The organism is Peptococcus simiae (assembly GCF_046569735.1).
Classification (GTDB): Bacteria; Bacillota; Peptococcia; order Peptococcales; family Peptococcaceae; genus Peptococcus; species Peptococcus simiae_A.
This window is the reverse complement of sequence record NZ_JBKICG010000004.1, coordinates 44,209-58,178: the sequence shown is the minus strand read 5'-3', so window position 1 is coordinate 58,178 and position 13,970 is coordinate 44,209. Positions and strand designations below refer to the sequence as shown.

At 55.6% G+C, this 13,970-nt stretch carries 14 protein-coding genes; 1 reads left to right on the top strand and 13 read right to left on the bottom strand.

Translation table 11 applies throughout. The features are described from left to right. Nucleotides 1-25 precede the first annotated feature (25 nt). Nucleotides 26-763 carry an elongation factor P 5-aminopentanone reductase gene (ymfI, locus tag ACLGL1_RS02600; protein WP_411007238.1) on the bottom strand — a complete coding sequence of 246 codons (738 nt, stop codon included), beginning with the start codon at nt 761-763 and terminating at the stop codon, nt 26-28. A 62-nt stretch (nt 764-825) separates the two neighbouring features. On the opposite strand from ymfI, the gene hslO reads away from it, so the two are divergent. Beyond that, nucleotides 826-1,725: an Hsp33 family molecular chaperone HslO gene (gene hslO, locus ACLGL1_RS02595; protein ID WP_411007237.1), complete on the top strand. Its 900-nt coding sequence runs from the start codon at nt 826-828 to the stop codon at nt 1,723-1,725. A gap of 31 nt (nt 1,726-1,756) precedes the next feature. Here hslO and recN read toward each other — a convergent pair whose 3' ends face one another. The 12 genes from recN to ACLGL1_RS02535 all read right to left on the bottom strand — a co-directional run bounded on the left by recN (nt 1,757) and on the right by ACLGL1_RS02535 (nt 13,914). Continuing rightward, the gene (gene recN / locus ACLGL1_RS02590) at nt 1,757-3,418 is read right to left on the bottom strand and encodes a DNA repair protein RecN (RefSeq protein ID WP_411007236.1); all 1,662 of its coding nucleotides are present in this window, start codon (nt 3,416-3,418) and stop codon (nt 1,757-1,759) included. A 25-nt stretch (nt 3,419-3,443) separates the two neighbouring features. Further along, on the bottom strand, nt 3,444-3,890 hold the full coding sequence (argR, locus tag ACLGL1_RS02585; protein WP_411007235.1) for an arginine repressor: 447 nt from the start codon (nt 3,888-3,890) through the stop codon (nt 3,444-3,446). Then, complete coding sequence (locus tag ACLGL1_RS02580) at nt 3,883-4,767, bottom strand: NAD(+)/NADH kinase (RefSeq protein ID WP_411007234.1); 885 nt, start codon at nt 4,765-4,767, stop codon at nt 3,883-3,885. The genes argR and ACLGL1_RS02580 overlap by 8 nt, the downstream gene beginning before the upstream one ends. A 9-nt stretch (nt 4,768-4,776) precedes the next feature. Beyond that, nucleotides 4,777-5,283, bottom strand: a complete 507-nt coding sequence (locus ACLGL1_RS02575) for a hypothetical protein (RefSeq protein ID WP_411007233.1) — start codon at nt 5,281-5,283, stop codon at nt 4,777-4,779. Continuing rightward, entirely contained in the window at nt 5,280-6,077 is a 798-nt protein-coding gene (locus ACLGL1_RS02570) for a TlyA family RNA methyltransferase (protein WP_411007232.1), read from the bottom strand. The genes ACLGL1_RS02575 and ACLGL1_RS02570 overlap by 4 nt, the downstream gene beginning before the upstream one ends. Beyond that, a complete protein-coding gene (gene dxs, locus ACLGL1_RS02565) occupies nt 6,070-7,953 on the bottom strand; it encodes a 1-deoxy-D-xylulose-5-phosphate synthase (protein WP_411007231.1) in 1,884 nt (627 codons plus the stop codon). Before dxs ends, ACLGL1_RS02570 begins: the two co-directional genes overlap by 8 nt. A gap of 10 nt (nt 7,954-7,963) precedes the next feature. Further along, nucleotides 7,964-8,842, bottom strand: coding sequence for a polyprenyl synthetase family protein (locus tag ACLGL1_RS02560; protein WP_411007230.1), 879 nt, complete (start codon nt 8,840-8,842; stop codon nt 7,964-7,966). Beyond that, nucleotides 8,835-9,080, bottom strand: a complete 246-nt coding sequence (xseB, locus tag ACLGL1_RS02555) for an exodeoxyribonuclease VII small subunit (protein ID WP_411007229.1) — start codon at nt 9,078-9,080, stop codon at nt 8,835-8,837. The genes ACLGL1_RS02560 and xseB overlap by 8 nt, the downstream gene beginning before the upstream one ends. Next, nucleotides 9,073-10,305 (bottom strand): exodeoxyribonuclease VII large subunit, encoded by a 1,233-nt coding sequence (gene xseA / locus ACLGL1_RS02550; protein ID WP_411007228.1) that lies wholly within the window; start codon nt 10,303-10,305, stop codon nt 9,073-9,075. The genes xseB and xseA overlap by 8 nt, the downstream gene beginning before the upstream one ends. After that, the gene (gene nusB, locus ACLGL1_RS02545; protein WP_411007227.1) at nt 10,298-11,248 is read right to left on the bottom strand and encodes a transcription antitermination factor NusB; all 951 of its coding nucleotides are present in this window, start codon (nt 11,246-11,248) and stop codon (nt 10,298-10,300) included. The genes xseA and nusB overlap by 8 nt, the downstream gene beginning before the upstream one ends. Next, nucleotides 11,245-11,694: an Asp23/Gls24 family envelope stress response protein gene (locus ACLGL1_RS02540; RefSeq protein ID WP_411007226.1), complete on the bottom strand. Its 450-nt coding sequence runs from the start codon at nt 11,692-11,694 to the stop codon at nt 11,245-11,247. The genes nusB and ACLGL1_RS02540 overlap by 4 nt, the downstream gene beginning before the upstream one ends. A 180-nt stretch (nt 11,695-11,874) precedes the next feature. Continuing rightward, nucleotides 11,875-13,914 (bottom strand): bifunctional 4-hydroxy-3-methylbut-2-enyl diphosphate reductase/30S ribosomal protein S1, encoded by a 2,040-nt coding sequence (locus tag ACLGL1_RS02535; RefSeq protein ID WP_411007225.1) that lies wholly within the window; start codon nt 13,912-13,914, stop codon nt 11,875-11,877. Nucleotides 13,915-13,970 lie beyond the last annotated feature (56 nt).

Here is a 13,970-nt window from a genome sequence, read left to right as displayed (position 1 = left end):
TTTTTTCGACTGGAAAAAGCGGGTCCTATATGACAAAGCCACCGGCTACGGTGATGACCTGGCCGGTCATATAGGCAGCCTCCTCTGAGAGTAAAAAGCGGGCGTACTTGGCAATCTCATCGGCAGTGGCCGGCCGGGCAAAGGGGATCTCCGCTAAGGTCGCAGCCTGGTCATCCGGGCTCAAGTGGTCAAACATGGCTGTGGCCACCACCCCGGGCGCCAGGGCATTCACCCGGATCTGGCTCGGGGCCAGCTCCTGGGCCAGGGCCTTGGTAAAGGCATCTATGGCCCCTTTAGAGGTCGAATAGGCTACCTCACAGGCCGCCCCCCGGGCCCCCCAAATAGAGGAAATATTTAAGATGCTCCCATGCTTGGCATGAATGAGCTGGGGCAGGGCCGCCCGGGCCATGAGAAAGCTCCCGGTTACATTAGTGGCCAGGATATCTTCCCAATGAGCCATATCCAAGTCCTGGAGTAGGCCATAGTGGTCGATACCCGCTGCATTGACCAGGGCCTCAAGAGGCTCGTGGGCCAGGGCTTCATCAATGACCTGGAAGAGCCGGTCTACGGACGCCTCCTGGCGGACATCGACTTGAATAGGGATGACCTGGTCCGGAAATGCTGCGGCCAGGGCCTGGGCCTTGGCCAGGTTTTGCCGGTAGCCGGCAAAGACCTGCCAGCCTGCCTGGGCCAGATCACGGACAATGGCCGTCCCAATACCACCGGTGGCCCCACTGACCACCACTGATTTCTTATTTTGCATACAACCTCCCGATTTGAACCTACCGCCAGGCCAGGCCTGCGGCTTATGAAAGGATTGGAATAATGACTCCACAGCAGGATTACCAGCTCCGGATTACCGCTGCCGACGGCCAGCTCCGGGCTTTTGTTGCTACGAGCCGGAACACCGTCAACCAGGCTGCCCAGATCCACCAAACCAGCCCGGTGATGAGCGCCGCCCTGGGCCGGCTCATGACGGCTACCGTCATGATGGGGACCATGCTCAAGGATGACAAGGACATGATCACGGCCAGCATCCGGGCCGATGGGCCGGCCGGTGGGCTCATTGCCACCGCTGACCGCCATGGCCATGTCAAAGGCTATGTTGGCAACCCCCAGGCCGATATGCCAAAACGGCCGGATGGCAAACTCAATGTCGGCGGCATCATCGGCCAGGGCCGCCTGACCGTCAGCAAGGACATGGGCGCCGGTGAGCCCTACAACAGCACCGTCGCCTTGCGCAGCGGTGAAATTGCCGAAGACTTCACCTACTACTTTGCCCAGTCGGAACAAGTCCCTTCCGCTGTCGCCCTGGGGGTCCTGGTCGATGTAGACTACAGCATCCGCCAGGCCGGCGGCCTCATCATCCAACTCCTGCCCAAGGCCTCTGAAGCCACCATCAGTTACCTAGAAGACCAGCTCCAGGGCCTCGGCGCCTTAACCGACCTTCTGGAAGCGGGCCAGACGCCGGAAGATATTGCCGACCGGCTCTTCAGCCAAGTTGGTTACCAAATTTTAGACAAGACCCCCTTAAGCTGGGTCTGCCAGTGTAGCCGGGCCAAAACGGAAAAAGCCCTCATATCCCTGGGGCCCAAGGACTTAAAGGAAATTCTCCTTGAAGATGGCCAGGCCGATGTCAAATGCCACTTCTGCACAGAGAGCTATCATTTTTCAGCAGAAGACTTGCAGGCCCTCATCCAGCGCTTGGAAGTCCCTAGCGAATAACAGTAAAAAGCCAACGCCACCAACCGAAGGGTTAGTGGCGTTTTTTGGCGGCTGCCCGCATTTCGCGGGCATGGGCCAGTTGCCAATCGGCCTGGCCACCGAGCATCCGGGCGATTTCTTCTACCGTCTCCCCTTCGTTTAAGGTCTGGACGGTGGTATGGGTACTGGTCCCGTCCGTATGCTTTTCAATGAGGTGGTGGCCGTCTGCATAGGCGGCAATGGCCGGGGCATGGGTGACGCAAATGACTTGGGCCTGGCGGGAGACCGTCGCTAATTTTTTAGCCACTTCGGCCAGGGTCAGGCCGCCGATGCCAGTATCGATTTCGTCAAAAATCAGGGTCTCTGTATCCTCCTGACTGGTCAAGAGGGTCTTAAAGGCCAGCATGAGCCGGCTCATTTCCCCGCCGGATGCCGTTTCATGCAAGGGAAGGGCCGGCGAGCCCGGGTTGGCCTGGAGCATAAATACAACTTGGTCCGTACCGCTGCTGCCGGCCCGGCCCTGGCTGAAAGCCACTTCAAAGCGGGCATGGGGCATAGCCAAGTCCGCCAGCTCCTTTTCCAGGTGGTCTTTCAAAACCCCGGCCACCTGGCGGCGGCTCTCAGTCAGGGCCTGGGCCAACTGGCTGTAATGACTCCGGGCAGCGGCATAAGCCGCCTGGAGGGCTTCAAAATCCGCCTCATCGTCGGCCTCCCGGTCCAGCAGGGCCTCCCAGGCCTTCATCTGAACGATGAGGTCATCCGGTTCTAGCCCATACCGCTGGCGCAAGCGGTGGTAGGTGGCCAGGCGGTCAGATAGGGCTTCCAGCTCTGCAGGCGAACCGCCCCGGCTAATTTCATCAGCCACCGTCTGGGCCCCTTCTCGGACAGAAATCAAGGCACTCTTCAGGTCTTTAACCGTCTCTACCAGCCCGGTATCCAGCCGGACAGCCTCTGTCAATCGGTCCAGGGCCAGGGTCAAGAGAGACTGGACACTGGTGTCATCGCCATAGAGCATGGCATAGGCCTCTTCCAGGACGGTTTGGATTTCCATCCGCTTGGCCAACTGCCCATGCCTGGCGCTAACCTCTGCTTCTTCCCCGACCTTCAGCTTTAGGGGCCGGAGGTCTTCCAGGTTTTCCCTGGCCTGCTGGCGGGCCTTTTCGTCGGCCTCCCGGTCCTTCATCGCTTTTTTTAAGTTCCGGGCTGCCTGGCGGGTCCCTTGATGGGCCCTGGCCACGTCTGCCAGGAGGGCCTGGTGGGCCTGGTCCCCCAGGGAGTCCAGCAGGGTCAACTGGTGGTCCGGGGCCAGCCAATAGAGGTAGTCATGCTGACCGTAGATGCTCACCAGGCCCTGGGCCAGGGCCCGGTATTGGGTCAGGGTGACCTGCCGGCCATTGATCCGGCAGCTATTATGCCCATTTTGCCGGACTTCCCTAGAGAGGATCAAGGGACTTGTTGTAAAGCCCTGGTCTTCCGCCAAGGCCGCTGTCGGGCTCCCCGGCGCAACAGAAAAGACCCCTTCAACCAGGGCACTGTCGCAGCCATAGCGGATATCCCGTAAATTAGCCCTTTCCCCCAAAAGAAGGCCCATGGCATCTACAACAATAGACTTCCCTGCCCCGGTTTCACCGGTGAGCACATTCAGCCCATGATCAAAGGTCAACTGTAGCTCTTTTAATAAGGCAAAGTTCCGTACGGTCAACTCTTCCAGCATCCCAGACCTCCTTTCAGAAATACAACTAATTGTTAATGTAATGTTCTATATAGCCAATAACGACGGGCACCGCCTCTTTTGGCTTACAAATGAGCATAATGGTATCATCCCCGGCGATGGTCCCTATGACCTCGGGCCAGCCCAGCCGGTCAATAAAATAGGCGATGGTATTGGCATTACCCGGTGGGGTATTGATAATAACCAGGTTCTCGCTGCTATCATAGGACAAGACAAATTCCCGGAAGAGCATCCGCAACTTAGATTCCCCGGGGACACTGTCCTGGGACCGGCCATACTTGTACTGGTCTCCGCCAATAGGGACCTTGACCAGCTGGAGCTCCTTGATATCCCGGGAGACGGTGGCCTGGGTAATCTGGTAACCTTCCTCCCGGAGGCGTTCAGCCAATTCCTTCTGGGTTGAAATTTGCTGCTCTAAGACCAATTCTAAGATCCGCCTTTGCCTTTTATTCATAATAATCCCTCGACCTCCGTTCACTGGTATTCAACATTTTAGTATGTACGGCTTGGAAGAAGGGGTGATCACGTAAATGAACCAATTGTACCGTACTCGGTGCCCGTTCGACGTGGAGGTGGTCGCCCAACTGCATCAGCATAGGGTTGACGCCGTCAGCCACCAAGTAGGCGCCTGATCGACCTCGGCCCAAGAAGACATCAACGGATTCATCAGCCGGGATAATAATGGATCTCACCCCCATTAAGTGGGCACAAATGGGGTTCACAATTAAGCAGTCTGTCCCCGGATAAATAAGCGGCCCCCCAGCAGAAAAGGAATAGCCCGTTGACCCTGTTGGTGTGGCAACAATTAGCCCATCTCCCCGGTAATGGTCTACCAGGGCTTCACCCATATAGACATCCAGGGCAATGGTATTATCCAAGGGGTTTCGGTTGATAACAACATCATTGAGGCCGATGATTTCCGCAATGATTTCCCCATCCCGGATGAGGGTGGCCGCAATCTTCATCCGGTACTCAATAGAAAATTCACCGGCCAGAATCCGGTCTAGCATGGGGAAGAAGTCTTCCACTTCCAGTTCGGATAAGAAACCCAGATGGCCCTTGTTGATTCCGAGCATGGGGATAGGAGCGCCAGCTAGGTCTGTCGCCGCTCGTAAAAAGGTCCCATCACCACCGATAACCAGCATGAGTTCGATCGTTTTCAGTAGACTACGGCGGGGTAAAAGTTCCACATCTATATTGGTAAAAGCACTGTCCGTCGTTGCATAAACCCGGACATTCCGCTGAACCAACTCAGCTATGATCTCATCGCAAAGGTCTTCTACACCCTCCCGCTCAAAGTTTGCATACAAACCTACACTCGTAATACTCAAACCTATCACCTACCTTATGATTAACTGTATCGCCAAGGCCACGATGACCCCTAAAAGGCTGCCGGCAAGCCCGGGGATGAAGCCTCTCGCTTGGCCTTCAAAGTCAACACGCCGAATTCTCTTTTTTTCCATATCAATAAAAAGAATGCCGTGGGGGCGAAAAACAGCCCTATACTCTAGTAATTGACGACGGACTGCTGCCAGCTGGGGGTTGGCCTGGCGACCGCTTTTGACTTCAACAACATAGTGGTGCCAGCCCCTAGCCACCCAGTAATCAGCATAAATGACCTGTTCCTTCCGTTGACCGTCAATATAATAAACCATCCGCCCCTTCTTTTGTCGAGATAGAATCCGGTAGCCGGCCTCTTTGAGGAGTTTTTCAGCCTGGATTTCCTTCCTTTTCCCCCGGGCCTGCCGGCGTTTGCCTTGAAAGCGCCTCCAGCCCCGGTAGCCGAGGATAAAGACCCCCAGGCTACAGCAAATGGTCAGAATGAGCCAGTCCATCTCGGTCATCATTGGATGGCCATACCTGCTTCAACCGCCGCCGGAATATCCAGGTCTTGGGCCAGGTTCCGGTTTTTGCTGAGCCAGAGGAGGTACTCTACGTTACCGGCCGGCCCTCGGACGGGCGAAGGGGTCAGGGCCCGGGGGCAGAGGCCAAGGCCTTCGGCAGCGGCAATGACCTCTGCAATGACCGTCCGGTGGACAGCCGGGTCTTTGACGACCCCATGTTTGCCGACATGGTCGCGGCCAGCCTCGAACTGGGGCTTAATGAGAGCCACCATTTCCCCCTCATCTTTCAGGATGGCGGCTGCCGCCGGAAAGATTTTAGAGAGGGAAATAAAGGACACGTCTGTGGTGACCCAGTCCATCAGCTCCGGAAAGTCCTCTGCCGTCAGGTAGCGGGCATTGGTCTGCTCCCGGCAGTCCACTTGGGGGTGGGTCCGCAAGGACCAGGCCAATTGGTTGGTCCCGACATCAATGGCATAGACCTTCCGGGCGCCACTTTGCAAGGCACAGTCCACAAAGCCGCCGGTCGAGGCCCCCAGGTCACAGACCACCCGGTCTTGGAAGTCCAGGCCGAAGACGTCAATGGCTTCTTTTAATTTCAAGCCGCCCCGGCTGACATAGGGGAGGTCCTTACCCAGGAGGCGAATCTTAGCCGTCGGGGATACCTGGGTCCCTGCCTTGTCAATTTTTTGCTCATCTACCAGGACTTCCCCGGCCATGATTCGCTTTTGGGCAGCCTGACGGCTATCAAAGAGTCCCTGCTTAACCAGGACCAGGTCCAGTCGCTCTTTTTTAGCCATGGGCCTTCTGTCCTTTTAGGGCTGCAGCCACCTGGCTAAAAATCCCTTCCGGGTCTAACTGCAGGTTTTCTTTCAGCTGGCTGACAGTACCGGCTTCCACAAAATGGTCCGGCAGGCCTATCCGCAAGAGGGGGTTGGCCAATCCGGCACCGGTCGCCCATTCTGCTACAGCCGACCCAAAGCCGCCGGTTAAGGCATTTTCTTCCAGGGTCACCACCAGGTTGGTCTCAGCAAAAACTTGGGCCAGCAGGGCCTCATCCAAGGGCTTAACAAAGCGGGCATTCACCAGCCCGACCTCATAGCCCTGGGCCCGGAGCGCTTCTGCTGCCTGGGCCGCCGGATAAACCATGCTGCCGATGGCCACCAGGCAGGCATCCTTGCCCCGGGCCAGAACTTCCCCGGTGCCCGGCGCGATATAGTCAAAGGTATCCAGGGTTTCTACGCCAACCCCCTGACCCCGGGGGTAACGGATGGCCGTCGGTTTTTGGTAGGCCAGGGCTGAATAGAGCATATTCTGGAGTTCCCGTTCATCCTTGGGGGCCATAACGGTCATATTGGGCACCAGGCGCAGGTAGGACAGGTCAAAGGCCCCGTGGTGGGTGGGCCCGTCTTCACCAACCAGGCCGGCCCGGTCCAGGGCAAAGACCACCGGTGCCTCCTGGAGGGCACAGTCATGGATGAGCTGGTCAAACCCCCGCTGCATAAAGCTGGAGTAAAGGGCCAGGACCGGCTGCATCCCATCCAGGGCCAGGGCTGTGGCCATGGTGGTGGCGTGGCCTTCTGCAATGCCCACATCAAAGGCCCGGTCCGGAAAGGCCGCCTTAAACTTGGCCACCCCGGTCCCTGACCCCATGGCAGCCGTAATGGCGCAGATTTTATCGTTTTCTTCCCCTAGTTTGATAAGGGTTTGAGCAAAGACATCCGTATAGCTGGCCGCTTTTTTACCTTTCTTGGCCTGGCCTGTTTCAATGTCAAAGGGGCCGGTTCCGTGGAATTTATCCGGGTTCAGTTCCGCAGGCAGGTAGCCCTTCCCCTTCTTGGTGATTACGTGGATCAGGACCGGCCGGCGCAGGCCCTTGGCATTTTCAAAGACCTGACGCATGGCCTGGATATCGTGGCCATTGATGGGGCCAAAATACTTAAAACCCAATTCCTCAAAAAAGCTCCCAGCCACCAGCATGGACTTCATCCCGTCCTTGAGCCGGTCGGCCAGGTCGGCCATCCGGGGACCGACGGTGGGAATCTTTTTCAGGAGGGCATCCAGGTCTTCCTTGGCCCGTTGGTAGCCCGGGTCAGACCGGAGTCGGGTCAGGTAGTCGGACAAACCGCCGACATTGGCATCAATCGACATATCATTGTCATTTAAAATGACTTTCATGTTCAAGTTCATATGGCCAGCATAGTTCATAGCCTCAAAAACTTCGCCCCCGGTAAGGGCCCCGTCCCCGATGACCGCCACCACTTCGTTATTTTCCTGCCGCAGGTCCCGGGCCAGTGCAAAACCGGTGGCGGCGGAAATCGAGGTGGAGGCATGACCGGTGCCGAAAACATCATAGGGGCTTTCGGTCCGTTTGGGGAAGCCGCTCATTCCCTGGTAGGTCCGCAGGGTATCAAAAAAGGCATCGTTACGGCCTGTGAGTAACTTATGGATGTAGGCCTGGTGGCCAACGTCCCAAATAATTTTATCATCCGGCGCATGGAAGGTGCTGTGCAAGGCCAGTGTCAGCTCTACTGCACCCAGGTTCGGTGCCAGATGCCCCCCATTCTCCGAAGTGACCCGGATAATCCGGTCACGAATTTCACCGGCAAGCTGGTTCAGCTGGTCAGCTGACAGCTTGCGTAAATCCTTCGGTTCCTGAATAGAATCTAAGAGCATTACACCCCTCCTAACTCTGTCGTGCTAAAATTCTGGAAGCAATGTACATGAGTAGGCTCCCATCGCCTTGTAAACCGCCCAGGGCAGCCAGGGCATCTTTGACGGCCTCTTCAGCCAGGGCCTTGCTTTGGTCTAAGCCCAAGAGGGCGGGATAGGTGGCCTTTTCGCTTTTGGCATCAGACCCGGTATGTTTCCCCATCAGGACCTCATCGCCAACGACATCTAAAATATCATCGGTAATCTGGAAGGACAAGCCCAGGGCCTGGCCATAGGCAGTGAGGGCTGCCATACTCTTCTCATCAGCCCCGCCTAAAAGGCCGCCCATCCGGCAGGCCGCCAAGATAAGGGCCCCGGTTTTATGCCGGTGGATCCACTGCATGTGGTCCAGGTCAATCCGCTTGCCTTCGCTAAGAAGGTCCTGACCCTGGCCGGCAACCATCCCGCGAATGCCGGCCCCTTCAGCCAGCTCCCGCATCACCGCTGCAGCCAGGGGGGTATCCCCACAGGCTTTGGCAACAAGGGAAAAGGCTTCGGTCAGTAAGCCGTCCCCGGCCAAGATGGCCATGCCGACGCCATAAACCACGTGGTTGGTCGGTTTGCCCCGACGGAGGTCATCATCGTCCATCCCCGGTAGGTCATCATGGATGAGGGAGTAGGTATGGATGCATTCAATGGCCGCTGCAACATCCAGGGCTTTTTCGTCAAGCCGCCCACCGACGGCCTCGCAAGCCGCCAGGACCAGAACCGGCCGCAGGCGTTTGCCGCCGGCCAGGAGGCTGTAGCGCATGGCTTCGTAAAGCCGGTCATTTAAGGCATCTGTCGGCTGGAATAAACCTTCTAAATGGTCGGTAATGAGGGCCGTTTTTTCGGCCAAGGCTTTTTTACTCATGGCTGTCCCCCTCAGGTTCATCGACGGTCTGCAAACTGCCATCCGGCTGCAGAACCTTTATTTTTTCTTCAACAGCATCTAGTTTTTTTTGGCAAAGCATGGCCAGGTCCATCCCCCGTTGATAATGTGCCAGGGCATCTTCCAGGGGGATATCTCCTTTTTCTAGGGCACTCAAAACAGCATCTAATTCCCCTAGCGCCGCTTCAAAGGTCATGTCTTCAGCTATCGACTTATTCATGGTATTCCTTTCCCTGTTCTTCTTCGACGGGCCCCAGGCTCCGAGCCTGGACGGTCCCATCTGCAAATCGTAGATAAAAGCGTTTATCTACCGGAAGGTCTGCCGGGTGACTGATCACCTGGCCGCTGTCATCTGTCGCTATAGAAAAGCCCCGGGCCACCACTGCCAGTGGGTTTAAGGCCACCAGGGGGCCAATGCGTTTTTGTAGGGCCAGGTCTGCCCGGTCCAGGACCCCCTTCACCCCCCGGTCCAGGGCCATAAAGCGTTCATCGAGGGCCTGGGCATAAGGGGCCAGGATTTTTTCCGGCTGGCTAAAGGCGGGCCGCCGATAGGTCTGGTCCAGCCGCCAGCGGGCTAAGCGGACATCCCGGAGGAGGGCCTGGCCCAGGGCCCGACGACGGGCCTGGAGGCTTTTTTGCAGGTCTGCCTGGTCGGGGACCGCCTGCTCTGCTGCAATGGACGGGGTCCCGGCCCGGAGGTCGGCGGCAAAGTCTGCCAGGGTCACGTCTGTTTCATGGCCGATGGCGCTGATAATGGGCACCGGGCTGGCGGCGATTTGCCGCACCACCGGTTCCTCATTGAAATTCCAAAGGTCTTCTTGAGACCCCCCGCCCCGGGCTACGATGATGAGGTCCAGGTCATCCCGCTGGTAGAGGGCGTCCAGGGCGGCGCAAATCGAAGCGGCCCCGGTCGGCCCCTGGACCGTAGCCGGCGCCAGGAGGATTTTCATATAGGGGGCCCGTCGCCGCATGACCGTTGACATATCCCGGATAACGGCCCCTGTTTCAGAGGTCACCAGGCCAACCTGGGTCGGGTAGGTCGGGATAGGCCGACGGTCCGCCGCTGTTTTAAAGAGGCCCTCCTTGGCCAGCTTTTGCTTGAGTTCTTCAAACTGGATGGCCAGGGCCCCGGCCCCTTCTGCCAGCATCCGGTCGACATAGAGCTGGTAGGCCCCGTTGCGTTCAAAAACCGTCACCTGCCCCCGGACCAGGACGGTCATCCCATTGGCCGGGCTAAAGGTCAGGCGGCTGACCTGGCTCCGCCACATGACACAGGTAATGGAGGCCTTATCATCCTTCAAGGAAAAGTAGCAGTGGCCACTGGGGGCATGCCGTTTAAAATTAGCGATTTCCCCGCTTAATACCAGCTGGTGGAGATTGGCATTTTCCTCAAAGCAGCCCTTGATATAGCGGTTGAGTTCTGATACCGTCCAGGTCTTACTCATCAGCCGGTCGCCCTTTAGCAATGGAGTCCAAGGCCCCGTTGATGAACTTGTAGGCATCATCGTCGCCGTATGTTTTAGCCAGTTCCACCGCTTCATTGATGACCAGGGCCGGGTCAGCCGGGGCCGGGGCGTACTTAATCTCATAGGTCCCCAGACGGAGGATGGCCCGGTCACAGGAAGCCAGCCGGTCTAGCCGCCATTTATTGGCTACGGCTCGGATATCTTCATCAATGGCCTCCAGCTGGTTGGCAATACCAGCTAAGTGGCCGGCTACGGCCTGGCCGTCTAGGGCTAAAAGGTCCGCCGCTTGGATATTTTTCCCCAGGGCCCCTTTTAAGTCTGCATCATCCAGCCAGGCGGCCATGACTTCCGACTGGTAAGCCCCCAGGTCCTCTTGGCCCAGGAGGGCATTGACCATGGGGCCTTCTGCCAGAAGTTGGCCAAGGTTTTTGGCCTTAAAGTAGTCCCGGGCCAGGACCATCGGTGCCTTTTCATAAAAAAAAGCTTGTTCCGCAATATCTGCCAGGAGTTCCTGGATGAGTCGGTCCTGCCAGTCCGGCCCGGCAGCCTTATGCAGGGCCTTTTCACTGGCCTCGACATAGGCAGCAAAAAAGGTGCTATAGGCCTCCATATCCAAGGCCGGCCTGGCTTTTTGCTCTGCAGCAAGGCCATAGCCTTCATAAAAATCAGCCAAGAGGTCATACATGGCCGCCTGGGTCGTTAGCCGGTCACTTTTAGGCGTATCCAGGCGGTCATATAACCAACTTCTCACAGCTGCCAATGGGTCTATCTCAGTTAAGCCAAAAGCTCTAGCCAGGTCTGCCAAGTGAAACCGGGTTGGGTATAAGTGGTCTAAAATCCCTGTATCCTCTGCACCGCTTTCCTGCTCTGCATAGAGGCAGAGAAATGTCATTAAGCGAGCTGCCCGCTTATCTTGCTTCATTCTTTACCAGCCTTTCCCTCATCGGTATCACTATGGTTATCATTAAACCGGACCCCCTGCACATGGACATCTACCCCATGTAGCAGGACGCCCGTCATATTTTTCACTTGCTCTGCCGCTTCCTGTTGGATGGTATAGGCCAGGTCGGGAATGGGAATCCCATAGTCAACCGTAATAGCCACCCCTACCCGGGTGGCGCCATCGGTGGTCTCCACCTTAACGCCCTTAGTCGCCGACTTTTTCCCGAGCATCTCAGTGATGCCATCGGTCATCCCGCCGACCATAGCCGCCACCCCGGGCGTACCGCTCACAACTAAAGCAACAATGGAGGCGATGACATCATCATCCATACGAATATCGCCATACTTGGTGGTACGGACCTGTTCACCGGAAATTTCTTGTTTTTTATCCTTTTTTCCTTGGGTGTTTCCGTGTTCGCCGCTCATTGGCGAGCCTCCTTTCTCTATTCTTACAGTATACCATGAAAGGGCAAATCATGGCAGTAGCTAAAGACCGATGTAACAAAAACAAACCGACCCGATGCGCTGAAATGCCTGCTTGTCGACAGCCGGCAAGGATATTTTTAAGCGCAAAAAAGCCCTGCCGGAGCAGGGCTAAAGCTTTACTTATTCAGCGTCTTCTTCCTGGTCTAAGAGTTGACCAAAGACATCGCCTAAGTTGGTAGAAATGTCTTCATTGACTACCGGTACATCACTCTTGGGGCGGGATTCGCGGCGAGGCTTTTGTTGTTTCGGGGTTTCACCGGCCGGACGTTCCTTGAGTTCTTTGATGGACAGGCTAATCCGTTTGCGGTCTTTATCCACATCGAGGATCTTAACATCCACTTCTTGACCCACTTTAAGAACATCTTCTACTTGTTCAACGTGTTCCCAGGCGATCTGAGAAATGTGAACCAAGCCATCTACGCCGTCTTCCAGAGAAACGAAGGCGCCGAAGGGGGCAATGCGGACCACTTTACCATGAGCGGTAGACCCGACTTCATAGCGTTCGTCAACATCATCCCAGGGGTTGGCAAGTAATTTTTTCAGGCTTAAGCTGATTTTGCCTTTTTCTTCATCTAAGGCAAGGATGTAAACTTCGATTTCATCGCCAACATTGACCACATCGGTCGGTTGTTTGACGCGGCCCCAGCCCATTTCAGAAATGTGCAGCAGGCCGTCTACGCCGCCCAGGTCAACGAAGGCACCAAAGCTGGCAATCCGTTGAACGGTCCCTTGCCGGGTTTGGCCGACTTCGAGGGTCTTCCAGAGTTCTTCCCGTTTTTCTTTTTCTTCTTCCTCAATTAAAGCCCGGCGAGAAAGAATGATTTTACGGTTTTCCGGATTCGGATCAAATTCGATGATTTTAAAGCGGTAGGTATTCCCTACAAATTGCTTGATGTCTTCAACGTATTTGGTATCAAGATGAGAAGCCGGAACAAAACCGCGTGCGCCGATATCAACGATGACACCGCCTTTAACATCATTAACGACCTTTGCTTCAATAATTTCGTCGTTATCGAATTTTTCTTGTAAGGCATCCATCGCTTTTTCTTGATCCGCACGTTTCTTGGACAGAACCATGTGACCCTCGTTGTTTTCCATTTTAATGACCATGACTTGAATTTCATCGCCCACTTGGACCAATTCATTCACGTCCGGGTCTTTTTGGAAAGACAGTTCCTTCTTAGGAATGACGCCTTCGGATTTGCCTCCGACATCTACCATCACTTCGTCCGGGGTGATTTTAACCACAGTCCCGGTGACCACATCATACAGGTTGAGTGGATCCAGTGTACCGTAGCCTTGTTCTAACCCTTGTTCCATCGTTAATTCTTCCATCTTGTCAATGACCTCCCTAATTATCCAGTCAGGGGTCGAGGCCCCTGCTGTTAAGCCTATTAAATTGACACCGTCAAACCAGCTTGCCTGTATGTCAGCGGCGGTTTCCACATGATAGGTGGTGGCGCCTGCTTCCTGGCAAATATTCACTAGTTTGTTCGTATTGGCGCTGTTATAACCGCCGATGACGATCATAGCACCAGCTTCACGAGCGAGCTTGCCGGCATCATGTTGCCTGTCTCGGGTAGCGGCGCATATGGTATTGCGCACCACTAAATCTGCCAAGTCCAGGTCTTCCAGTATTTCCACAGCGGACTCAAACCGTTCCGTTTTTTCTGTGGTTTGACTGACCAGGCATACCTTTTGACCAGTGAGATTGAGGTGCTGAAGTTCTTCAGGCTCAAAAAACACCTCAGCCCGATCCCCGGACCAGCCGACAATACCTTGTACTTCCGGATGGTTGGCATCGCCTAGTATGAGCACTTGGTAACCGTCCCCAGCGTATTTTTCCGCCAATTTTTGAACGGCTCTGACTTTCGGACAAGTGCAATCAAAACTTGTCAGTCCGCGACGATTCGCTTCTTCGCAAACCGCCGGCGTCACGCCATGGGTGCGAAAAATAACACTTTTTTCTGTTATATCGTCATAGTTATCGTAAGACCGAATCCCCATGCTTTCTAAGCGCTGCACCTCTTGGGGGTTATGGATCAGCGGCCCCAGGGTTGCCAGGGGTCCCTTACCTTCCTCAATGAGGGCTTCACCTTTTTCAATCGCATGTCGAACACCGAAGCAAAAGCCAGCATTCGCTGCAATACGGATTTCCATCTTCCGACTCCTTATTAGCCAACTTCAAGTACACTATTCTATTATACCCAAGAAAT